We start from the raw sequence: 20671 nt of genomic DNA, 5'->3' as shown, positions 1-20671 counted from the left end.
GGGCGACTCAGCCCATCGTGGCGAGGTCCAGCAGCACCTCCTGGCGCGCGGCCCCGGCCAGCGCCGCCGCCAACGCGTGCCGGAAGCGCCAGTCCGTCACCGCGGCCAGGCCCTCGGCCAGACCGTCGCCGGTGGCGTGCAGCACACCGTCGGCGAGCCACCACCCGACGGGGTGACCGTCGACGGCCAACCGGCCGTGCCGCCGGTAGCGGTCGGGCAGTCGTGGGACCAGCCCCCGGACCGCGGCCGGGACCGGTCGGTCCTCCCCGGCCGCGCCGACCTTCCCCTCGGCGCGGGCCGCAGCCACGTCGAGGTCCAGCACCTCGGCGACCGCGTCCGCCGCCGGCACCCCCGCACCGGGGAGCGTGAATCCCACCGGCAGGACCGGAAGGACGCCGGGGTGACGGCGCCACATCGGGTCCGCCACCGCGAGCTCCTCGGCGGGCAGTGCCACGGCGCGGCGGCCGTCCCAACCCGGTAGCAGGCCGGCGTCGACCAGGTCGTCCGCAGCGCCGGCGGCGACCAGCCGCGCCGCGCCGCGCCAGAAGTCCACCGCCCAGTCCAGCGGTACCTCGCCCCGCTCGTCGAGCTCGTCGAGCAGGACGAGCCAGTCGGCGGCCGTGAGCTCGTCGGCCGACGCGATCCCACCGAGCGCCACCGCCATCGCCGTCGCACCCGCGGGGAGCCGCGAGAGCGCGGGGCCCGGTCCGGGCAGGTGGGCGAGCACGCCGCTGGACCGGTCCGACCCGGGCAGCGCGAACGCCGTCCCCGGGCACACCGCGGGCTCGTCGCGCAACCGCCACGCGACGTAGGACGGCACGGGCGCACCGTCCTGGTCCGGGACGCCACGGAGCAGCTCGGGATGCCGGACGATCTGCACCAGGGCCCGATCCCAGTCCCGCACCGCGTCCAGGTCCGCCACCGCGAGCAGCTCGCCGTCGTCGGCCGCGCCGGTCTCAACGAGGTAGTCGGACCAGTCCTCGACCACGTCGGCCACCAGCTCGTCGACCCGTTCGACCACGAGCTCACGGCGCACCCCCACGCGCTCGAGCGTGCTGCCCCACCGGCGGACCGCGTCCACCGAGACCGGTGGGAGCACGGCCGGGTCCAGCACCGCGGCCGCCGCGCTGCCGGGCAGCACCAGACCACGAGCCGGGGACAGCTCGCCGTCCGCGGCGGGGAGCAGCACCTCGCCCCACCAGCTGGGCCCGACCAGGCCAGGGGATGCCGCCACCAGCGGACACAGCACCTCCGCCGCGCCCTCGTCGCCGTCCAGCACGCGATCCCGCAGCAATGGGTGCGTGGCCAGCGCCGCTGCGTCGACCCGCTGCGCCCCGAGCCGCTCCAGGACGGGGTGCGCCGCATCCGGGTGCACCACCCGCAGGCCCCACGACACCAGGGCGTCCAGTGCGACCTCGGTGCCGGGCGGGAGCGCGTCGACCAGCACCACCCCGCGCGCGCCGTGCACGATGCGCCCGTCCCGCAGCGGGACGGGTGCGGCACCCAGCTCGTCCAGGGCCGCCCGGTCCGCCCCCTCGAGCAGCGCGTAGACGTCACGCAGCAGGTCGGGGTCGGCCACCGGGATCTGCTCGACCAGCTCCCCGAGCCCGACCGTGACCACGTCCAGCGACCGGACCAGCTCGCGACGCGGCACGGTCGCCAGGTGCGCGAACCACCGTCCGAGCACCGCCGGAGCGCCGGTCGCGTCCCACGGCGGAGCCAGCACCACGGCCTCGACCGGGCTCACCCACCCCGCGGCGGTCGGCAGGACGGGCGTGCGGCGGGTCGCCGAGAGCACGGCCGCACGCAGGGCAGCGTCCAGCGGGCCCGCCGGGAAGCCCGTCGGCACGAGGTCGAGCGGGGTGGGCGCCGGCTCCCCCCGCTCGGTCGCGCGGCGGGCCGCGAGCAGCAGCTCGGGCCACAGCCGGCCGGCCTCGGTGACCAGCGCATCGGTCACAGGGCCCGGGGTGATGCGTCGCCGACCCGGATCCAGCGGGAAGGTGCCGAGCAGCAGTGCCGGGATCGACGTGGGGTCATCCGTGGGGGTCGGGGCATGCACCACCGGAGCCACCCGGTCGGCCGCATGCCGCGGAACCGCCCAGGCGAGCCGCCAGCCGCGCCGCTCGCGCTCCTCGACCGGCCGACGCGCGACGAGCGCGGGGTCGTGCGCGCCGCTCGCAGCCACGACGAGCCACCGCGCAGCCACGTCGGTCAGCGTCCGCCGGCGACCGTCGACCTCGATGTGCACCGCACCGAGCCGCGGCAGCGCGAGCAGCAGCGCGTCGTCCAGGTCCGCCAGCTGCGCGGCCACCGCGGCCACGGCGGCGTCGTCGCGCAGCCGGAGCCACACCGCGGTGGCCGACGCCCGCCCGTCGACCGGTGGGAGGTCCGCATCCGCGAGCTCCGGGCCCGGGCCGTCGAACGGCAGGCGCAGGATCGGCAGGGCCGAGCCGCGCCGGCCGACCTCCTCGACCAACGCCGGGACCCCGCCCAGCTCGGCTGCGGTGCGCGCCGCCGAGAAGTGCACCGCGCCCGTACGGGAGACGACCGCGACCTCGTCGGCGACCGCGCGAACCGCGGCGAACCCGACACCGAACCGGCCCACGGCCGAGGGGTGCTCAGCCGACTTGGCCGACGCGCGCAGCGAGGCCAGGGACGTCAGGCCGGCTGCGTCCAGCGGCACCCCGGTGTTGGCCGCCACGAGGAGGCGCCGCTCGGGCGCCAGCCGCAGCAGCAGGGCACCGGGCTCGCGCGCCGCGTCCGCGGCGTTCTGGGCCAGCTCCACGACGACCCGGTCGCGGTACCAGCCGGCCCCGTGGTCCTCCTCCGCGTTGGCGTCCTCCCGGAACCGCGCCGGGTGGTCACGCCAGGCGGCCAACGTCGCCGTGCGCAGGCGTGCGGCCACCGCGGCCAGCCAGGGGTCGCCGGTCACTCCTGGTCGCCGGAGAGCTCCCCCGGCTCGTCGTGGCCCTCGGACCGGTCAGCCGGCTCCTGCGGACCTGCTTCGCCCGCACCGGGCTCGTCCTGCTCGTCCGCACCGGGCTCGTCCTGCCCCGGCTCGTCCACCCCGGACTCGTCGAGGCCGACCAGGTCCAGCTCATCGGCGTCCGTCACGGGGTCCGGCCAGTCGGTCGGCGCGGCTGAGGCGTCGGTCTCGGAGTGCGCGCCGCACCCGTGGTCCATGCTGACGACGCGACCGTCCTCCGGGGACCACTCGTTGGCGCACACGCCGAACTCGGTGCGCAACGACCCGGCCAGCAGGACCAGGAACCCACACGTCGAGCAGGGCGCATCGGCGGCCAGCGCCGTCGGTGCCATCGGCCCGTGCGAACCGGCGTACCAGCGGTCCGCGGCCTGGGAGCGCCCGGCCGCGGACAGCACCCGGGACCGGCCCAGACCCAGCTCGAACAGCGCGAGCTGGTCCGCATCCAGGTCGCCGGTCGCCTCGTAGCCCTGGTCCAGGCGCTCGTCGTCGGCCTGGAAGGGCAGCACGTCGCCCGGACCGAGGTCGCCGGGCCGGAGGCGCTCCGCCCACGGCACCCACGGTGGCGGCAGCAGCGCGCCGTCCCCGGGGAGCAGGTCCACCTCGCACACCGTGGGGGTGCGGCCGCGCGGCACGCGCGCCAGGGTCACCGTCCAGGCCCAGCCCACGTAGCCGGGAGCGGTCGTGGCGAACCGGTGCGCGACGAGCCGCTCGCCCTCCCGCTCGAGCCCGAGGTGCTCACCGACGAGCGCGGGGTCCTGGGCGACCTCCTCCGCGGCCCGCCGGGCGAGCTCGACGGCCGAGTCCAGCACTGCGTCCTTGGTGGCAGCCATCAGGTCTCGAGCTGCTCCGCGACGGCCCGCAGGATCTGGGCGGTCTTCGCACCCCTGCCCCGCTCCGGGTAGTGCCCGCGCCGCAGCCCGTTGCCGATCTGGTCGAGCTGCTTGATGAGGTCCTCGACGATCACCGCCATCTCCTCGGGCGGTCGGCGCTTGGCCTTGACCACTGAGGGCAGCGGGTCCACGAACGTCACGGACAGCGCGGACGGTCCGCGACGACCGTCCGCGACGCCGAAGTCGACGCGGGCGCCGGGCTTGGGCGTCGGGGTATCGGCGGGCAGCGCCGAGGCGTGCAGGAACACCTCACCGCCGCCGTCGGCGGCGATGAAGCCGAACCCGCGCTCAGCGTCGAACCACTTGACCTTGCCGGTGGGCACCGTGACTCCTTCTTCGTGTGCGACGACCAGCGTACCGGCGGGCGGGGCCGCCGGTCGCCGGTTGCGCAGCGGGCGGCTGCTACCAGAACACCGCGACGACGACGTTCGCCAACGTGAGGCCGCCGATGGCACCCCACACCCCGGTGGACACCTTGTCACGTCCACGGAAGGCGTACACCAGGCCGAGGATCACCAGGAGCACGACGAGCTTGGTGAACACCTTGGGGTAGTTCACCGTGTCGATCGCACCGACCACACCGACCAGCGCGACACCCGTGACCAGCTGGGTCAGCGCACCGTGCAGCATCGCCGCGTTGACGACCTTGGCCTTCGGCTTCATCTGCACCAGGAACCCGCCCAGCAGGCTGGCGAGGCCGACGAAGTGCAGGACGAGCAGCAGGTGCTTGAGGAACTCCACGCCGATGATCGTACGGGGACGACCGCCGCACCGCCGACCCGGCGCCGGGCGCCGCGCGGGCGGTGCCGCGCGGCCGTGCGGGCGACGCTCGTATCGTGGTGCGGATGGCCACCTTCACCGAGCACCTGCGCGCGCTGGGCGTCGACGGCCTGGCCGCGCTGCTCGACCGGCGCCGCGACCTGGCCGCGCCGCCGCCAGCGTCGGTGCGCGCGCTCGCAGCCCGGGCCGGGACCCGGGCGAGCCTCGACCGCGCGCTCGCGCGCATCGACACGGGGACCCTGGCCGGCGTGGAGGCGGTCGTCGCGCTGCCGCCGCCCGTCCGGCCGGCGGACGTGTCGCACGCGGTGGGCGCGCACGCCGACGTCTGGCTCGGCGTCGCCGAGGACTGGGGCCTGGTCTGGCAGGACGACGACGGGCTGCACGCAGCCCCCGGCCTGTCGGACCTGCTGGGCCCGCACCCGGCGGGTCTCGGCCCGCCGCTGGCCGAGACGCTCGCGCGGCGGTCCACCGAGGCGCTGGCGACCCTCGCGGCCGAGGTGGGCTGCACACCGACCGAGCTCGCTGAGCGCCTTGCCGACACCGCCACGGTGGAGGGACTGCTCGCCGAGGCACCCATCGGTGCCCGGGCGGTGCTCGACGCCCTCACCTGGGGACCGCCCGTCGGCCGCACCCCGCGCCCCGGCACACCCGGTGCGGGCGCCGTGGGCTGGCTGCTGCGCACCGGCCTGCTCGCGGTGGGCGACCCGCAGCACGTGGTGCTGCCCGCTGAGGTCGCGCTCGCGCTGCGCGGCGGACGCACCCGGCGCGAACCGCCCACGCCACCGGCACCCACCGTCGTCGAGGTCGACTCCCGCACCGTCGACGCCGACGCCGCAGGGCGCGCCCTGGAGACCGTGCGGCTCGTGGGAGAGCTGCTGGAGCTGTGGGGCCGGGCGCCCGCCGCGGTGCTGCGCTCCGGCGGCCTCGGGGCGCGCGAGCTCAAGCGGGTCGCCGCCGCGCTCGAGGTGGACGCCGGCACCGCCGCGCTCCTGGTCGAGGTGGCCGGCGCGGCGCGGCTGGTCGCCGAGGACGGCGAGGAGTCCCCCTCCTTCTGCCCGACCACCGTGGCCGACGACTGGGCCGGCGACGACGCTGCGCACCGGTGGGTGGAGCTGGTACGGGCCTGGCTCACCGCCGAGCGCGCCCCGTGGCTGGTGGGCAGCCGCGACGAGGCGGGCAGCCTGCGCGGCGCGCTCGACAGCGCGCACCGCCGCCCGTGGGTGCCCCGCCTGCGAGCCGCCGTGCTGGGCGCGCTCGCCGACGCGGGCGGGCGGGTGGACGCCGCGGACCTGCACACGGTGCTCGCGTGGCGCACGCCACGCTCCGCTCCGACCGAGCACGCCGTGCAGGCGGTGCTGGACGAGGCCGCGGTGCTGGGCGTCACCGGCGCCGGGGCGCTCGGCGGACCGGCGCGCCAACTGCTCGCCGGCTGGGTGCCGCCGGACGGCACGGAACCCACGTTCACGCCGACGGCCGTGCTGGGAGCCGCCGCGGCGCTCTCGCAGACCCTGCCCGCCCCGGTCGACGAGGTGCTGCTCGGCGGGGACCTGACCGGGGTGGTGCCCGGCCGCCCGAGCGACGCCCTGGAGGCCCTGCTGACCGACGTCGCCCAGGTCGAGTCGCGCGGCGCCGGCCTCACCGTTCGCTTCACCGAGGAGAGCCTGCGTGGGGCGCTGGACCGGCGGTCCGCCCCCGAGATCCTGGACGCCCTCGCCTCGCACGCCCGGGGCGAGGTTCCGCAGCCGCTGCGCTACCTGGTCACCGACGCCGCTCGGCGGCACGGCCAGGTCCGTGTGGGGTCCGGTGCGGCATACCTGCGCGGCGACCCGGCCGCCCTCGCCGGGATCGAGCAGACCCCCGCGCTGCGGGCGCTGGGTCTGCGGGTCCTCGCGCCGGGCGTGCTGATCAGCCCGACGGAACCGGCGGCGCTGCTCGAGGCACTGCGTGCCGCCGGTCTGCCTGCCGCGGCCGAGGACGCCGCCGGCACCGTGCTGCACGCCCGACCGACGCGGCACCGGGTCCGGCACACGCCGATGCCGGTGCCGGACCCCGAGGTCGCCCGCCGGCGTCTGCTGAGGGTCGCCGGCGACCTGGTGGCGGACACCGGCGGGCCGGCCGCCGCGCCGGTGCCGCCGGCCGACGGAACACCCGAGCCCAGCGAGGCGTTGGCCGTGCTGCGGGCCGCGGTCGGGGCCGGCACGGAGGTCTGGCTCGAGGTCGCCTCGCCCGGCGGCACCACCCGGCGCCGCGTCCGGCCGCTGCTCGTCGAGGGCGGCCGGGTGCGGGTGCTGGACCAGCAGCGGGCCGCAGAGCTCACGGTCGCCGTGCACCGGATCGCCGGGGCGCAGCCGGTGGACGGGCCGGCCGGCGTCCGGGTCGACAGGTCGGCCGATGGGCCGGTCGAGGATGGGGAGGCATGGACGGACCACTGATCGTGCAGAGCGACAAGACGCTGCTGCTCGAGATCGACCACCCTGCGGCCGAGGAGGCACGCCGGGCCATCGCCCCGTTCGCCGAGCTCGAGCGCGCGCCTGAGCACGTGCACACGTACCGGCTCACGCCGCTGGGACTGTGGAACGCGAGTGCGGCCGGGCACGACGCCGAGCAGGTGGTCGCCGCGCTGCTGGACCACTCGCGCTACCCCGTGCCGCACGCCCTGCTGGTCGACGTCGCCGAGACCATGTCCCGGTACGGGCGGCTCCAGCTGGTCGACCATCCCACCCACGGTCTGGTGCTGCACGCCCTGGACCGGGCCGTCCTGGAGGAGGTGCTTCGGTCCAAGCGCACGGCCGGGATGCTCGGCACCCGGATCGACGCCGACGACGTCGTGGTTCACCCGTCCGAGCGCGGCCGGCTCAAGCAGGCCCTGGTCAAGCTCGGCTGGCCGGCCGAGGACCTGGCCGGCTACGTCGACGGCGAGGCGCACGCGATCGACCTGGTGACGGAGGGCTGGGGGCTGCGGCCCTACCAGCAGCAGGCCGCGGACGGCTTCTGGCACGGCGGGTCGGGCGTCGTGGTGCTGCCCTGCGGAGCCGGCAAGACGATCGTCGGTGCCGCGGCGATGGCACGCGCACGCAGCACGACCCTCATCCTGGTGACCAACACCGTCGCCGCCCGCCAGTGGCGCGACGAGCTGCTGCGCCGCACGACCCTGACCGAGGAGGAGATCGGCGAGTACTCCGGTGCGCGCAAGGAGATCCGGCCTGTCACGATCGCGACGTACCAGGTGCTGACCACCAAGCGGAAGGGGGTGTACCCGCACCTCGAGCTGCTCGACGCACGCGACTGGGGCCTGATCGTCTACGACGAGGTGCACCTGCTGCCCGCGCCGATCTTCCGGATGACCGCCGACCTGCAGGCCCGGCGCCGGCTCGGGCTCACCGCGACGCTGGTGCGTGAGGACGGCCGGGAGGACGAGGTGTTCTCCCTCATCGGCCCGAAGCGCTACGACGCACCCTGGAAGGACATCGAGGCTCAGGGCTACATCGCGCCGGCGGTGTGCACCGAGGTACGGCTCTCGCTGCCGGACGCCCAGCGGATGGTCTACGCGACCGCCGAGGCGGAGGACCGCTACCGGCTGGCCGCGAGCGCCGAGGGGAAGAACACCGTGGTCGAGCAGCTTGTCGCGCGGCACGCCGAGGACCAGCTGCTGGTGATCGGCCAGTACCTGGACCAGCTCGAGCTGCTGGCCGATCACCTCGACGCCCCGCTCATCACCGGGCAGACCACGGTGAAGGAGCGGCAGCGGCTGTTCGACGCGTTCCGGGCCGGCGAGATCCGACGTCTCGTGGTGAGCAAGGTCGCCAACTTCTCCGTGGACCTGCCCGAGGCCGCGGTCGCGATCCAGGTGTCCGGGTCGTTCGGGTCACGCCAGGAGGAGGCCCAGCGGCTCGGCCGCATCATGCGTCCCAAGGCCGACGGGCGCACGGCGCACTTCTACGCCGTGGTCACTCGAGACACGGTCGACCAGGAGATGGCGGCGCACCGCCAGCGGTTCTTGGCGGAGCAGGGCTACGCCTACCGGATCGTGGACGCGCACGACCTGGACGCGCCCCCGCGCTGAGGTCAGCCCGCGAGCTCACGCGCCGTGCGCGCCGAGGTCGCCACCAGCTCCGCGAAGGACAGCGCGATCGCGCGGCCGGCGCGCTCCACGTCGTCCGCGTGCTCGTGCAGCTGCGCCGCGACGTCCTCGGCGTCCACCCCACCGAGCCCGTGGGCCCAGCCCACCACGGTCGCCGCCGAGGCCTCCGGGTGGAACTGCAGGCCCCACGCCGCGGCCCCCACCCGGAACGCCTGGTAGGGGTACTGCCGCGACGAGCCCAGCCATACCGCTCCCGGCGGGAGGGTCACCACGGCGTCGGCGTGCATCGACGGCACCCAGGCGAGCACGCCGCCGCCCAGGGGGTGGTCGGCGGGCACGTCGGCCGCGAGATCGCCGAGCAACGGGTCGGTCGCCGCATCCGGCCTCGGCGCCACGGCGATCGCGCCGGCCTCGCGTCCGGGGGGTGCCGCGACCTGGACCGCCCCACCGGTCGCGACCGCGAGCAGCTCGGCGCCGAGGCAGATGCCGAGGGTGGGCAGCTGGGCGTGCGTGGCGTCGGCGAGCAGGGCGCGGGTGGCAGGCAACCAGGGCGACCCCTCGTCGTCGTAGGCGTGCTGGGGGCCGCCGAGCACCAGCAGGCCGTCGCCCGACTCGGCGAGGGTGGGGACACGGTCGCCGGCCCAGGGGCGCACCAGCGCGATCTCGGGGGCCTCCGGGGCCTGGGCGAGCCAGCCGGCGAAGCGGTCCAGGTGGGCGCTCGGCGCGTGCTCGATGACGGTGAGGATCATCGGAGCAGTGTACGGACGCCATGAGATCGCTCTCATGGGATGACCGGGCGTCGGCGGTGTGATGTGCCCCACGTCGACCGTTGCGGTCCCGGGCCCCGGTGGTCGAGGATCGACGACGTGATCGACGTCACCGTCCGTCGGCGCGGCGGGTGGCCCGTCGGGCACCGGAGCGCCGTCGCTGTGCTGCTCGGGGTCGTGCTGCTCGGGGTCGTGCTGCTCGGGGCCGTGGTCCTTGCCGGCAGCCTCGCGCTGCCCGCCGCCGCCGCTCCGTCGGCCGCCCACCGCGTGACGATCGACGCCCCCGGCAACCTGGCGGGTGAGGTGACCGACACCGCCGGCGTGCTGGGCTCCGACACGGCCCGGGTGCAGGGCGCGATCGACCGCCTGCAGTCCGACACGGGCTTCCAGCTCTTCGTCGCGTACGTGCCGTCGTTCGACGGCACGCCCCCCGCCGACTGGGCGAACGCCACCTTCGACGCGTCCGGCCTGGGCGACGACGACGCCCTGCTGGCCGTGGCGGTCACGGACCGTCGCTACTACGTCCTGGTCGACTCCACGCTCACCGACGCCCAGGTCGCCACCGTCCGCCGCGCTGTCGAGGAACACCTGGGCAAGGACGACTGGGCCGGCGCCGCGATCGCCGCCGCGGACGGGCTGCGCGACGCCGCGGGGGGCGGCACCGGGGCAGCCGGGACCACGTCGGGCTCGACGGGGCTCCTGCTGGCGGCCGTGCTGGTCCTCCTGGTGCTCGCGGTCGTCGTGCTCGCGGCGCGACACCGGCGCGACCGCCAGGATCCCGCTCGGCTGCCGACCGCGCAGCTGAGCTCGCGGGCGAGCACCGCCCTGGTCGCCCTGGACGACGCGGTCAAGACCTCCGAGCAGGAGCTGGGCTTCGCGCAGGCCCAGTTCGGGGTCGAGGCCACGCGCCGGTTCGCAGCCGTCCTCCAGGATGCCAAGGCCGCGTTGACCGAGGGGTTCACGCTGCGCCAGCAGCTGGACGACGACCAGCCGGAGACCGAGCCGCAGGCCCGCGCGATGATGACCCGCATCCTCGAGCTGTGCCGGGCCGCGGACGAGCAGCTCGACGCGCAGGCCGAGGAGTTCGACCGGCTGCGCGACCTCCAGGCACGCGCGCCGCAGCTGCTCACCGAGACGGCGCAGCGGGCCGACGAGGTCGCCTCGCGGCTGGGCGCCGCGCACGCCACCCTCGACGCCCTGGCGACCACCTACTCCGCCGCGGCACTGACCACCGTGACGCCCAACGCCGACCAGGCGGCGGCCCTGCTGGACGCCGCTCGCGAGAGCGTCAGGCGCGGGCAGGCCGTCGTCGACACGGACCGCGCCGCAGCCGTCGCGCTCGCCCGGGCGGCCGAGGACGCCGTGGAGCAGGCCGTGCGGCTGCTGGACGCGGTGGACCGCGCCCGGACGGACCTCGAGCAGGCCGCCGCGAAGATCGACGCGGGGCTCGCCTCGCTCGGAGCCGACGTGGCCGACGCCGAGCGACTGGGCGCCCAGGACACGACCGTCGGCGCGGCCGCGGGCGTGGCGCGGCGCGCCATCGCGGAAGCGACCGCGGCGCGCGAGGGCGGGGACCGGCTGGGCGCCCTGCAGCGGCTCACCGAGGCGGAGGCCGCCCTGGATGCGGCCCTCGCTCCGGCCCGCGCGGAGGCGGAGCGGCTCGAGCGGATGCGCACGCAGCTCGCCGACGCGCTGGACCGGGTGAGCGCCCAGGTCCGCTCGGTCGGCGCCTTCATCGAGACCCGGCGGGGCGCGGTCGGTGCGGCGGCACGGACGCGGCTCGCGGAGGCCTCCCGCACGGCGCAGGAGGCCGAGCGCACCAGCGCGACCGACCCGGGAGCCGCGCTGGACCTAGTCCGCCGCGCTGCGTCGCTCGCCGCCGAGGCCGAGCAGCTCGCCGAGGCGGACGTGCGCCGGTGGCAGGCCGGCCGCCAGGGCCCGTCCGGCGCGACCTCACTCGTGCTGGGCGGCATCCTGCTGGACCAGATGATGCGCGGCGGACGGGGCGGCTACGGGCGCCGCGGCGCCTTCGGGGGCTTCGGCGGCTTCGGAGGAGGCCGGGGACCGGGGTCCTTCGGCGGCGGCGGCACCCGCGCCCGACGCGGCGGAGGCGGCCGGTTCTGACCCCCACGCATCAGCCCGCCGTGCGGCACTCCCCGGGAGCACCACTGCCCGGGCACACCACTCACAGGAAGGCACCACCGATGGCCGAGAAGCAGACCATCCTCGGGCGGATAGCCCAGCTGACCCGCGCCAACATCAACGCGTTGCTGGATCGCGCCGAGGACCCGGAGACGATGCTGGACCAGATGGTCCGGGACTACACCAACTCGATCGCGGAGGCGGAGGACGCCGTCGCCGTCACGATCGGCAACCTGCGCCTGGCGGAGGCCGACCACGCCGAGGACGTCGCGGCCGCCCGGGAGTGGGGAGCGAAGGCCGCTGCGGCGTCGACCAAGGCGGACCAGCTGCGCGCCACGGGCAGCACCGCCGAGGCCGACCGGTTCGACAACCTGGCCAAGATCGCGCTCGGCAAGCAGATCCAGTTCGAGAAGGAGGCCAAGGACGCCGAGCCGATGATCGCCTCGCAGACCGAGGTTGTGGCCAAGCTCAAGGACGGGTTGGTCCAGATGCGCGCCAAGCTGGACGCCCTGCGGTCCAAGCGCGACGAGCTGGTCGCCCGCGCGAAGTCCGCCCAGGCCCAGGCCCAGGTGCGCAGCGCGATCGGCTCGATCAACGTGCTCGACCCGACCACCGAGGTCGCCCGCTTCGAGGAGAAGGTGCGCCGCGAGGAGGCCAAGGTCGCCGGTCAGGCCGAGATCGCGGCGAGCTCCCTGGACGCCCAGTTCGAGGAGCTCGAGGACGCCACCGAGTCCCTGGAGATCGAAGCCCGCCTGGCCGCCCTCAAGTCCCACTGATCCCCTGCTGATCAAGGAATCCCTGCCCGCGCCCCGGCCCGTGATCAAGGAATCTGTGCACCGCAACGGGCACGAGTTCCTTGAGCAGCAGGAGGTGGAGGGATCTCCCAGGAAACTCTCAGGTCGGGGCGGCAGACTTGCCGCATGGCACGTGACTCCGAGCCCGAGGCCCGGCTGGTCGTCGTCGACGACGAACCCACCATCCGGGAGCTGTTGACGACGTCCCTGCGGTTCGCGGGCTTCGAGGTGCACCCCGCCGCCGACGGCGCGTCCGCCCTGTCCCTGGTCGCCGAGACCCAGCCCGACCTGGTGGTGCTCGACGTGATGCTGCCGGACCTGGACGGCTTCGCCGTGACGCGTCGGATGCGCGAGCGCGGCCAGCACGTGCCGGTGGTGTTCCTCACCGCCCGGGACGACACCGGGGACAAGGTCACCGGGCTCACCGTCGGCGGAGACGACTACGTCACCAAGCCCTTCAGCCTGGAGGAGGTCGTCGCGCGGATCCGCGCCGTGCTGCGGCGCACCGGTCGCGGGGCCGACGACGACGGGTCCGTGCTGCGCTACGAGGACCTCGAGCTGGACGAGGACTCGCACGAGGTCCGCCGGGCGGGACACCTCATCGAGCTGTCCCCCACCGAGTTCGCACTGCTGCGCTACCTCATGCTCAACCCGGGCAGGGTGCTGTCCAAGACGCAGATCCTGGACCACGTGTGGCAGTACGACTGGGGCGGCGACGGGTCGATCGTCGAGTCGTACATCTCCTACCTGCGCCGCAAGGTGGACCGGGACCCGGACCTCGGAGAGGTCGAGCCGCTCATCCACACCAAGCGCGGGGTCGGCTACGTGCTGCGCACCCAGCCGCATTGAGCACCAGGATGCATCCGGTTGCCGCCTGGTCCCGCCTGCCGCTGCGCACGCAGCTCACGGTGGCGTTCACCGGCCTGCTGGTGATCGGTCTCGCGCTGACCGGCACGGTGGCCCTGACACTGCTCGAGCGCTCGCTGGTGGGTCAGCTGGACTCCCAGCTGCGCGCCTCGACCCAGGCGCTCCTGCGCGAGGTCTCGCACGGAGACCTCCTGGGCGCGGACGACCCCGGCAGCAGCGGCGGCCTTCCCAGCGACTACTACGTCGTGTTCCAGAAGCCCACCGGCGAGCTCTCGATGACCCTGGCCAAGCGCAGCACGGGCGATGCGCCCGCCATCCCGAGCATGACCACGAGCGAGGTGTCCGCCCGCCGGGGCCAGGGCTTCACCGTCGGCGGCCAGGGCAGCGAGAGCCACTGGCGGGTGCTCGCACTCAACCTCACCGACCGCACCGGCAGCGTGGTCGGGTCGGTCGCCATCGCCCTGCCGATGGACGCGGCGGAGGCGACGTTGCGCCAGATGCAGCTCGCTCTCGCGGCGATCGCGGTGGGTGTCGTCCTGATCGGCGCGATCGGAGGCTGGTGGGCGGTCCGGCGCTCGTTGCGCCCGCTGCGCCGCATCGAGGACACCGCCGCGACGATCGCCGCGGGCGACCTGAGCCGACGAGTCCCCGCGGAGCCGCCGAGCACCGAGGTCGGCCGTCTCTCGATCGCGCTCAACACGATGCTCGGCCAGATCGAGCAGGCCTTCGCGGTGCGCGCCGCCTCGGAGGAGCGCATGCGCCGGTTCGTGGCGGACGCCAGCCACGAGCTCCGCACGCCGCTGGCCACGATCCGCGGCTACGGCGAGCTGTACCGGATGGGCGCACTGCCGCCCGAGGAGCAGGCCGCCGCGATGCGCCGGATCGAGGACTCCGCACGTCGGATGGGATCACTGGTCGAGGACCTGCTGCACCTGGCGCGGCTCGACGAGAACCGTCCGATGCGGCACGACGAGGTGGACCTGGCAGTGCTCGCCGCCGACGCCGTGGCGGACCTCAGGGCCCTCGACCCGGCGCGCCCGGTCCGCCTCGAGCCGTTGACCGAGGGCGGCACGACCGCGGGGGCGCTCGCGACCGGGGACGAGGAGCGCCTGCGCCAGGTGGTCGCGAACCTGATCGGCAACGTGGCTCAGCACACCCCGGCCGGGACGCCGGCGGAGATCGCCGTGGGCCGCGCCGACGGGTCGGTCGTGCTCGAGGTCCGCGACCACGGGCCGGGCATCTCCGCCGAGCACGCCGAGCGCGTGTTCGAGCGCTTCTACCGGGTCGACGCCGCGCGCGGCCGAGAGTCCGGCGGCGCGGGCCTGGGCATGGCGATCGTCGCAGCCATCGTCGAGGCGCACGGGGGCCAGGTGGTGCTGCGTGGCACCACCGGCGGCGGGACCACCGTCAGGGTGACGTTGCCCACTGCTCCCGACGCCTCGCCGGGCGAAACGGAGGCACCGCTCCCGTAACCGTCAGATGATGGTCTGGAGCACCTGTGCTCCGGGTCTACGATGTGCAACCGTTGTCTTCTGACGGGACGGAAAGGGCGATGAACGCTCCCGACGCACCCCAGTGGTTGATCAGCGAGTGGACGCGGACCTGCCACGCTGCCGGGGCAACTGCTGACGACCCCGAGATCGAGGTCACCGGTGCACGGCTGATCGAGCGGTGGATGCAGCCCGGCCGGCACTTCCACAACATCCGGCACCTGACGGACGTGCTGGCACGGGTCGACGAGCTCGAACGCGAGACCCACGAGCCGCACCTGGTCCGGCTTGCCGCCTGGTACCACGGCGCGATCTTCGACGCCGACGAGCAGACGTCCTACGCCCAGCTCGGCGGCGAGGACGAGCTGGCGTCCGCTGCTCTGGCACGGGCGGAGCTCACCGAGCTGGGCCTGCCGGCACCGGCCCCCGACCGGGTCGCCGAGCTCGTCATCGCGCTGCGTCGGCACGCTCCGGCACCCGAGGACGTGGACTGTGCCGTGCTGTGCGACGCGGATCTCGCGATGCTCGCCGGAGACCCCCAGCGCTACAAGACGTACCTCACCGAGGTCCGCGCCGAGTACGAGCACCTGCCCGTCGAGGAGTTCGTCCGGGCCCGGATCGCGATCCTGCGCAAGCTCGAGCGCCGCACGTCGCTGTTCCACACCCCGCTCGGCGCGGCCTGGGAGGCCCCGGCGCGTCAGAACGTCCAGGCCGAGCTGCACCGCCTGGAGAAGGAGCTGTCGGCGCTGGAGTCCGACCGGCCCGCGACCCGCCCGCCGGCCACTCCCTCGTCCGACACCCGCGACCCCCGCAGCGCCTGACGGTCACGCCGTGCACACCCCACGGCGGCGGAGCCCGTCCACACCGGTCGGGTCCCCCGCGGCCCGGCGGCGCCTGCTCCTCCTAGCGTCGCGACCGACCGATGGAGGGAGCACGCATGAGGTACGAGGTCGACAGCGACCTGGTCGCGCGGGCGTCGGCGGCTGCCGGCACCTCGGTGGCCGCGATCCGGAGCGAGTCCGCGTCACTGCTGAGGAACCTGGCAGACCTGCAGGCCGGCTGGCGGGGCGGGGCCGCGAGCGCGTTCGGGACCGTCCTGGCGGACTGGAGTGCGACGCAGGCGCGCGTCGAGGAGAGCCTGGACCGGATCACCGCCGCGCTCAGCACCGCGGCGGCGCAGTACGAGGCTGCCGAGCAGCACGCCACGCGGCTCTTCCTGCGCTGAGCTCGGCAGCCGCTGATGGCACCATCGACGGGTGACCGTCCTCGTCGATCCCCCGATGTGGCCGCGGCACGGCCGCGTGTGGGGGCACCTGGTCAGTGATGCATCGCTCGCGGAGCTGCACGCCTTCGCGGCCCGCGCGGGACTGCCCGAGCGGGGCTTCGACCAGGACCACTACGACGTCCCCGCCGAGCACTACGAGCGGCTCGTCGCGCTGGGCGCGGTGCTGGTCGACGGCCGGGAGCTGATCCGGCGGCTTCGCGCGTCCGGTCTGCGCGTGAGGGCGCGCGACCGGTTCTGACGGGCCGGGGCCCTGGTGGGCCGGGCGACCCCGGCTCGGCGCGTCCTCGGCCCGCACCCGGGAACGACGAACGGCGGGCGCCCTGGGCGCCCGCCGTTCGAGGTTCAGCGGCTCAGAAGTCCATGCCGCCCATGCCGCCGTCGCCCGCGGGGGCCGGCGCGTTCTTCTCCGGCTTGTCCGCGACCACGGCCTCCGTGGTGAGGAACAGCGCGGCGATCGACGCGGCGTTCTGCAGCGCCGAGCGGGTGACCTTGACCGGGTCGTTCACACCGGCGGCCAGCAGGTCCTCGTACTCGCCGGTGGCGGCGTTCAGGCCGTGACCGGTCGGCAGGCCGCGGACCTTCTCGGCCACGACGCCACCCTCGAGGCCGGCGTTGATGGCGATCTGCTTGAGCGGAGCGTCGATCGCCAGGTGGACGATCTTGGCACCGGTCGCCTCGTCACCGTCGAGCACCAGGTCCTCGAACGCGAGCTTGCCCGCCTGGATGAGGGCCACGCCACCACCGGCGACGATGCCCTCCTCGACGGCCGCCTTGGCGTTGCGCACGGCGTCCTCGATGCGGTGCTTGCGCTCCTTGAGCTCGACCTCGGTGGCCGCGCCGGCCTTGATGACGGCCACGCCGCCGGCCAGCTTGGCGAGGCGCTCCTGGAGCTTCTCGCGGTCGTAGTCCGAGTCCGAGTTCTCGATCTCCGCGCGGATCTGTGCGACCCGGCCGGCGATCTGGTCGGCGTCACCCTGACCCTCGACGATCGTGGTCTCGTCCTTGGTGACGACGACCTTGCGGGCCTGGCCCAGCATCGACAGGTCGGCGTTCTCCAGCTTGAGGCCCACGGTCTCGGAGATGACCTGACCGCCGGTGAGGATGGCCATGTCCTGCAGCATCGCCTTGCGGCGGTCGCCGAAGCCCGGGGCCTTGACGGCGACGGACTTGAAGGTGCCGCGGATCTTGTTGACGACGAGCGTGGCCAGGGCCTCGCCCTCGATGTCCTCGGCGACGATGAACAGCGGCTTGCCGGACTGGATGACCTTCTCCAGCAGCGGCAGCAGGTCCTTGACGTTGGAGATCTTGGACTCGACCAGCAGCACGTAGGCGTCCTCGAGGACGGCCTCCTGGCGCTCGGCGTCGGTCACGAAGTACGCCGACAGGAAGCCCTTGTCGAAGCGCATGCCCTCGGTCAGCTCGAGCTCGAGGCCGAGGCCGCTGGACTCCTCGACCGTGATGACGCCTTCCTTGCCGACCTTGTCCATCGCCTCGGCGATGAGCTCGCCGATCGCGGGGTCACCGGCGGAGATGCCCGCGGTGGCGGCGATCTCCTCCTTGGTCTCGATCTCCTTGGCGGCCTTGAGCAGCTGGCCCGTGACGGCCTCCACGGCCTTCTCGATGCCACGCTTGATGGCGATCGGGTTGGCGCCGGCGGCGACGTTGCGCAGCCCCTCCTTGACCAAGGCCTGGGCGAGGACGGTCGCGGTCGTGGTGCCGTCACCCGCGACGTCGTCGGTCTTCTTGGCGACCTCCTTCACCAGCTCGGCGCCGATCTTCTCCATCGGCTCCTCGAGCTCGATCTCCTTGGCGATCGAGACCCCGTCGTTGGTGATGGTGGGTGCGCCCCACTTCTTCTCGAGGACGACGTTGCGGCCCTTGGGGCCGAGAGTCACCTTCACGGCGTCGGCGAGGGCGTTCATCCCTCGCTCCATGCCGCGGCGAGCGTCCTCGTCGAACGCGATGAGCTTGGCCATGCGGAACAGTCCTCCGGTTGTGGCGGTTGCTGGCCATGGTGCCCGCGACGGACGGCCCGGCTCGAGCGCGGTCATGTCCCGCGCCCCTGCCGGGCCTCACCTGGCCAGGTACTGCTGTCACTCTCGATCCGAGAGTGCTAAGCAGATTATTGGCACTCGACCCCGGAGAGTGCAAGCGCGGTCAGGGCGTGTAGTCGCCCTCGAGCACCACGAGGATCGACGTGCCGGCCAGCGCGGCGTCCTGCTCGACGCGGGAGATCCCGAGCGACTCGGCGACCTTCGTCGCGGTGGCCTGGTCCTCGGGCGCCGGGTAGAACACGGCGCTGCTCTGCTGGGTCGCCCCCGTCCAGTTGCCGATCGAGACGTCGGTGAAGCCCGCGGCCTTCAGCAGGTCGCTCGCCCCGCCCGCGAGGCCGGCCTTCCGGGTGGCGTTCTGCACCGACACCGGGCTCGTCAGGTCGGGTGTCGGCGTCGGGGTGGGCGTCTGGGTCGCGGTGGGCGTCTGGGACGGCGTGCCGGTCTGCGAGGGTGCGGCGCTCGTCGTCGGGGACGTGGAGCTGGACGCGGTCGCCGCACTCGACCCGAAGGGCAGTCCGCCGGACAACAACGTGACCGCGCCGTACGCGAGGGCAGGGAAGAGGATCACCACGACCAGGAACGGCCACCAGCGACTCCAGGCGGAGCGTGGCGTGCGATGCACACCACGGGGCCCTCCAGCGCCGGCGGCCGCGTCGAACTCGTCGGGGGGGTACGGGTAGTCGGGCGACCTCACGGCCGACAGGGTATCGGCTTCCGGGCGCAGTCCATCACCCGGAACGCCGGGCGGCGCCGGGCGTCAGAGGTCGACGCCCAGCCGACGCGCCGTCCGGGCACGCTGGCGGCTCGACCGCATCCGGCGCAGGCGCTTGATCAGCATCGGGTCGTGCGCGAGCGCGGCCGGGGAGTCGATGAGGGCGTTGAGGACCTGGTAGTACCGGGTGGCCGACATGTCGAACAGCTCGCGGATCGCCTGCTCCTTGGCCCCCGCGTACTTCCACCACTGCCGCTCGAAGGCGAGCACCTCGCGGTCACGCTCGGACAGGTCCGAGGCACTGACCGCGGTCAGCTGCCGAGCTGCGGCGTCCATGGGGGCTCCCTCCTGGCGGACCCGCCCATGGTACGTCCGGAATCACACCCGTGTCATTCCCCGCGCGGCGTCACCGGACGGCGCGCACGGCTACCCTGCCGCTGTGCCGCCCCAGCCCCTCGACCGGATCATGGCCGCGGACTGGGCGCAGGCGCTCGCTCCGGTCGAACCCACACTGCGCCGCATCGGTGACGCGTTGCGCGCCGAGAACGCGGCAGGGCGCGCATGGCTCCCCGCACCCGATGCCGTGCTGCGCGCCTTCGCGCGGCCGATGTCGCAGGTCCGAGTCCTCGTCGTGGGCCAGGACCCCTACCCCACCCCCGGCCATGCCGTGGGGCTGGCGTTCTCCGTAGCCCCGCACGTGCGGCCCGTCCCGAGGTCCCTGGCCAACATCTTCACCGAGCTCGGCTCGGACCTGGGCTGCCCGGCGCCCGCCCACGGCGACCTGACGCCGTGGACGGAGCAGGGCGTGCTGCTGCTCAACCGGGTGCTGACGGTCCGCTCCGGCACGCCCGCGTCGCACCGCGACCTGGGGTGGCAGGAGATCACGACCAGAGCGGTGCAGGCCCTCGTCGACCGCGGCGGCCCCTTGGTGGCCGTCCTGTGGGGATCCCAGGCCCAGGAGCTGCGCCCGATCCTGCGGGGGGTGCCCACGGTGGCCAGCCCGCACCCGAGCCCGCTGTCCGCGTCCCGAGGCTTCTTCGGCTCCCGCCCGTTCTCCCGGGTGGACGCCCTGCTCGCAGAGCAGGACGCACCGCCCGTGCGGTGGTGCCTGGCCTGACGGCCGGACCGGGCTGCCGACCGGTGCCGCCCCGCTCCCCAGCGGGGCGGCACCACGTCCACCGCACGCGAGGCCTAGGCCCCAGGACCCCTGAGCACGACGCTCACCCCCGTGAGCTGCTCAGCGGAGACCGGCGTACCCGCCGGAACGGCGACGCGCAGGTGCGTCGCCACGACCTTGGTGGTCATCTCGGCCAACGGAGCCCCCCCGGGCCCGTCGAGGGACACGGTGACGTCGTATCCCTGGCAGCGCTCGTCCAGCCCCGACAGCCGGGCGGCACTGACCCCGAAACCTCCGAGGTCGGCGTCGTAGGCGACGTCGTAGGCGACGTCGACGGTGGAGGACCCGCACGCGTCGGAACCGGCCTGCCCGACGAGCAGGGCCGGCGCGGCGAACGACGAGCCGAGCGCATTGGCCGTCGGCATCGCGGCGAGCGCCATCGCCACCAGCGCCACCGCAGTGACCTTGCGACTCGTCGCGCTCACGTCGTCACCCCCCTCCATGGGTTCCGCTACGCGGGGTCCAGCTCCCGTGGGGCGTCCTGCCCTCCGGGTGCCCGACCACACGTCCTGTGGGCCGGGGCACGGGTGCCCGGGCTATGCCGGGCGAGACCCCCTCTCGGGGGCGCGGCACGCACCAGCCGAGCGCACGACGGCGCCCGGCTCAGGGGTGGGGCGGTACGGAGCGAGGCTCCGACGTGCCGTCA

General features: G+C 74.6%; 19 protein-coding genes. 10 read left to right on the top strand and 9 right to left on the bottom strand.

Annotation, left to right across the window (positions count from 1 at the left end; all coding sequences use genetic code 11):
* Window positions 1-7: 7 nt before the first annotated feature.
* The 4 genes from Q6348_RS05580 to Q6348_RS05565 form a co-directional block, all read right to left on the bottom strand.
* A complete protein-coding gene (locus Q6348_RS05580; RefSeq protein ID WP_304600310.1) occupies window positions 8-2932 on the bottom strand; it encodes a sacsin N-terminal ATP-binding-like domain-containing protein in 2925 nt (974 codons plus the stop codon).
* On the bottom strand, window positions 2929-3816 hold the full coding sequence (locus Q6348_RS05575; protein ID WP_304600309.1) for a DUF3027 domain-containing protein: 888 nt from the start codon (window positions 3814-3816) through the stop codon (window positions 2929-2931). Before Q6348_RS05575 ends, Q6348_RS05580 begins: the two co-directional genes overlap by 4 nt.
* Complete coding sequence (locus Q6348_RS05570; RefSeq protein WP_304600308.1) at window positions 3816-4199, bottom strand: cold-shock protein; 384 nt, start codon at window positions 4197-4199, stop codon at window positions 3816-3818. The genes Q6348_RS05575 and Q6348_RS05570 overlap by 1 nt, the downstream gene beginning before the upstream one ends.
* 79 nt (window positions 4200-4278) lie before the next feature.
* The gene (locus tag Q6348_RS05565) at window positions 4279-4617 is read right to left on the bottom strand and encodes a hypothetical protein (protein WP_304600307.1); all 339 of its coding nucleotides are present in this window, start codon (window positions 4615-4617) and stop codon (window positions 4279-4281) included.
* A 104-nt stretch (window positions 4618-4721) separates the two neighbouring features.
* Here Q6348_RS05565 and Q6348_RS05560 point away from each other — a divergent pair, with 104 nt between their 5' ends.
* On the top strand, window positions 4722-7088 hold the full coding sequence (locus Q6348_RS05560; RefSeq protein WP_304600306.1) for a helicase-associated domain-containing protein: 2367 nt from the start codon (window positions 4722-4724) through the stop codon (window positions 7086-7088).
* On the top strand, window positions 7073-8719 hold the full coding sequence (locus tag Q6348_RS05555; protein WP_304600305.1) for a DNA repair helicase XPB: 1647 nt from the start codon (window positions 7073-7075) through the stop codon (window positions 8717-8719). Before Q6348_RS05560 ends, Q6348_RS05555 begins: the two co-directional genes overlap by 16 nt.
* A 2-nt stretch (window positions 8720-8721) precedes the next feature.
* Here Q6348_RS05555 and Q6348_RS05550 read toward each other — a convergent pair whose 3' ends face one another.
* The gene (locus Q6348_RS05550; protein WP_304600304.1) at window positions 8722-9486 is read right to left on the bottom strand and encodes a type 1 glutamine amidotransferase; all 765 of its coding nucleotides are present in this window, start codon (window positions 9484-9486) and stop codon (window positions 8722-8724) included.
* 117 nt (window positions 9487-9603) lie between these two features.
* Between Q6348_RS05550 and Q6348_RS05545 the strand changes: the two genes are divergently transcribed.
* The 7 genes from Q6348_RS05545 (at window position 9604) to Q6348_RS05515 (ending at window position 16320) form a co-directional block, all read left to right on the top strand.
* Window positions 9604-11628: a TPM domain-containing protein gene (locus Q6348_RS05545; protein WP_304600303.1), complete on the top strand. Its 2025-nt coding sequence runs from the start codon at window positions 9604-9606 to the stop codon at window positions 11626-11628.
* An 80-nt stretch (window positions 11629-11708) separates the two neighbouring features.
* Entirely contained in the window at window positions 11709-12422 is a 714-nt protein-coding gene (locus tag Q6348_RS05540; RefSeq protein ID WP_304600302.1) for a PspA/IM30 family protein, read from the top strand.
* A 144-nt stretch (window positions 12423-12566) separates the two neighbouring features.
* Window positions 12567-13289, top strand: coding sequence for a response regulator transcription factor (locus Q6348_RS05535; protein ID WP_304600301.1), 723 nt, complete (start codon window positions 12567-12569; stop codon window positions 13287-13289).
* 8 nt (window positions 13290-13297) lie between these two features.
* Window positions 13298-14779, top strand: a complete 1482-nt coding sequence (locus Q6348_RS05530) for a sensor histidine kinase (protein WP_304600300.1) — start codon at window positions 13298-13300, stop codon at window positions 14777-14779.
* Between the two features lie 80 nt (window positions 14780-14859).
* Window positions 14860-15618 carry an HD domain-containing protein gene (locus Q6348_RS05525; RefSeq protein WP_304600299.1) on the top strand — a complete coding sequence of 253 codons (759 nt, stop codon included), beginning with the start codon at window positions 14860-14862 and terminating at the stop codon, window positions 15616-15618.
* A 116-nt stretch (window positions 15619-15734) separates the two neighbouring features.
* Window positions 15735-16022: a WXG100 family type VII secretion target gene (locus tag Q6348_RS05520; protein WP_304600298.1), complete on the top strand. Its 288-nt coding sequence runs from the start codon at window positions 15735-15737 to the stop codon at window positions 16020-16022.
* Between the two features lie 31 nt (window positions 16023-16053).
* Window positions 16054-16320 carry a DUF4031 domain-containing protein gene (locus Q6348_RS05515; RefSeq protein ID WP_304600297.1) on the top strand — a complete coding sequence of 89 codons (267 nt, stop codon included), beginning with the start codon at window positions 16054-16056 and terminating at the stop codon, window positions 16318-16320.
* A gap of 112 nt (window positions 16321-16432) precedes the next feature.
* On the opposite strand, the gene groL is transcribed toward Q6348_RS05515, so the two are convergent.
* The 3 genes from groL to Q6348_RS05500 all read right to left on the bottom strand — a co-directional run bounded on the left by groL (window position 16433) and on the right by Q6348_RS05500 (window position 19184).
* Entirely contained in the window at window positions 16433-18058 is a 1626-nt protein-coding gene (groL, locus tag Q6348_RS05510; protein ID WP_304600296.1) for a chaperonin GroEL, read from the bottom strand.
* Between the two features lie 181 nt (window positions 18059-18239).
* Window positions 18240-18830 (bottom strand): LytR C-terminal domain-containing protein, encoded by a 591-nt coding sequence (locus Q6348_RS05505; protein ID WP_304600295.1) that lies wholly within the window; start codon window positions 18828-18830, stop codon window positions 18240-18242.
* A 63-nt stretch (window positions 18831-18893) separates the two neighbouring features.
* A complete protein-coding gene (locus Q6348_RS05500) occupies window positions 18894-19184 on the bottom strand; it encodes a DUF3263 domain-containing protein (RefSeq protein ID WP_304600294.1) in 291 nt (96 codons plus the stop codon).
* A gap of 103 nt (window positions 19185-19287) precedes the next feature.
* Between Q6348_RS05500 and Q6348_RS05495 the strand changes: the two genes are divergently transcribed.
* On the top strand, window positions 19288-19965 hold the full coding sequence (locus tag Q6348_RS05495; RefSeq protein ID WP_304600293.1) for a uracil-DNA glycosylase: 678 nt from the start codon (window positions 19288-19290) through the stop codon (window positions 19963-19965).
* 74 nt (window positions 19966-20039) lie between these two features.
* Here the strand turns inward: Q6348_RS05495 and Q6348_RS05490 are convergent, their stop codons facing one another.
* Window positions 20040-20450 carry a hypothetical protein gene (locus Q6348_RS05490; protein ID WP_304600292.1) on the bottom strand — a complete coding sequence of 137 codons (411 nt, stop codon included), beginning with the start codon at window positions 20448-20450 and terminating at the stop codon, window positions 20040-20042.
* Window positions 20451-20671 lie beyond the last annotated feature (221 nt).

Source organism: Actinotalea lenta (assembly GCF_030586465.1).
Taxonomy (GTDB): domain Bacteria; phylum Actinomycetota; class Actinomycetes; order Actinomycetales; family Cellulomonadaceae; genus Actinotalea; species Actinotalea lenta.
Note: the sequence above shows the minus strand (reverse complement) of the source record. Positions and strands in the feature narration are given on the sequence as shown.

Bases quoted from the DNA above. Each gene is read 5' to 3' on its own strand.
- Q6348_RS05575 (WP_304600309.1), bottom strand. From the start codon at position 3,816: ATGGCTGCCACCAAGGACGCAGTGCTGGACTCGGCCGTCGAGCTCGCC.
- Q6348_RS05560 (WP_304600306.1), top strand. From the start codon at position 4,722: ATGGCCACCTTCACCGAGCACCTGCGCGCGCTGGGCGTCGACGGCCTG.
- Q6348_RS05555 (WP_304600305.1), top strand. From the start codon at position 7,073: ATGGACGGACCACTGATCGTGCAGAGCGACAAGACGCTGCTGCTCGAG.
- Q6348_RS05550 (WP_304600304.1), bottom strand. From the start codon at position 9,486: ATGATCCTCACCGTCATCGAGCACGCGCCGAGCGCCCACCTGGACCGC.
- Q6348_RS05540 (WP_304600302.1), top strand. From the start codon at position 11,709: ATGGCCGAGAAGCAGACCATCCTCGGGCGGATAGCCCAGCTGACCCGC.
- Q6348_RS05535 (WP_304600301.1), top strand. From the start codon at position 12,567: ATGGCACGTGACTCCGAGCCCGAGGCCCGGCTGGTCGTCGTCGACGAC.
- Q6348_RS05530 (WP_304600300.1), top strand. From the start codon at position 13,298: ATGCATCCGGTTGCCGCCTGGTCCCGCCTGCCGCTGCGCACGCAGCTC.
- Q6348_RS05525 (WP_304600299.1), top strand. From the start codon at position 14,860: ATGAACGCTCCCGACGCACCCCAGTGGTTGATCAGCGAGTGGACGCGG.
- Q6348_RS05520 (WP_304600298.1), top strand. From the start codon at position 15,735: ATGAGGTACGAGGTCGACAGCGACCTGGTCGCGCGGGCGTCGGCGGCT.
- groL (WP_304600296.1), bottom strand. From the start codon at position 18,058: ATGGCCAAGCTCATCGCGTTCGACGAGGACGCTCGCCGCGGCATGGAG.
- Q6348_RS05500 (WP_304600294.1), bottom strand. From the start codon at position 19,184: ATGGACGCCGCAGCTCGGCAGCTGACCGCGGTCAGTGCCTCGGACCTG.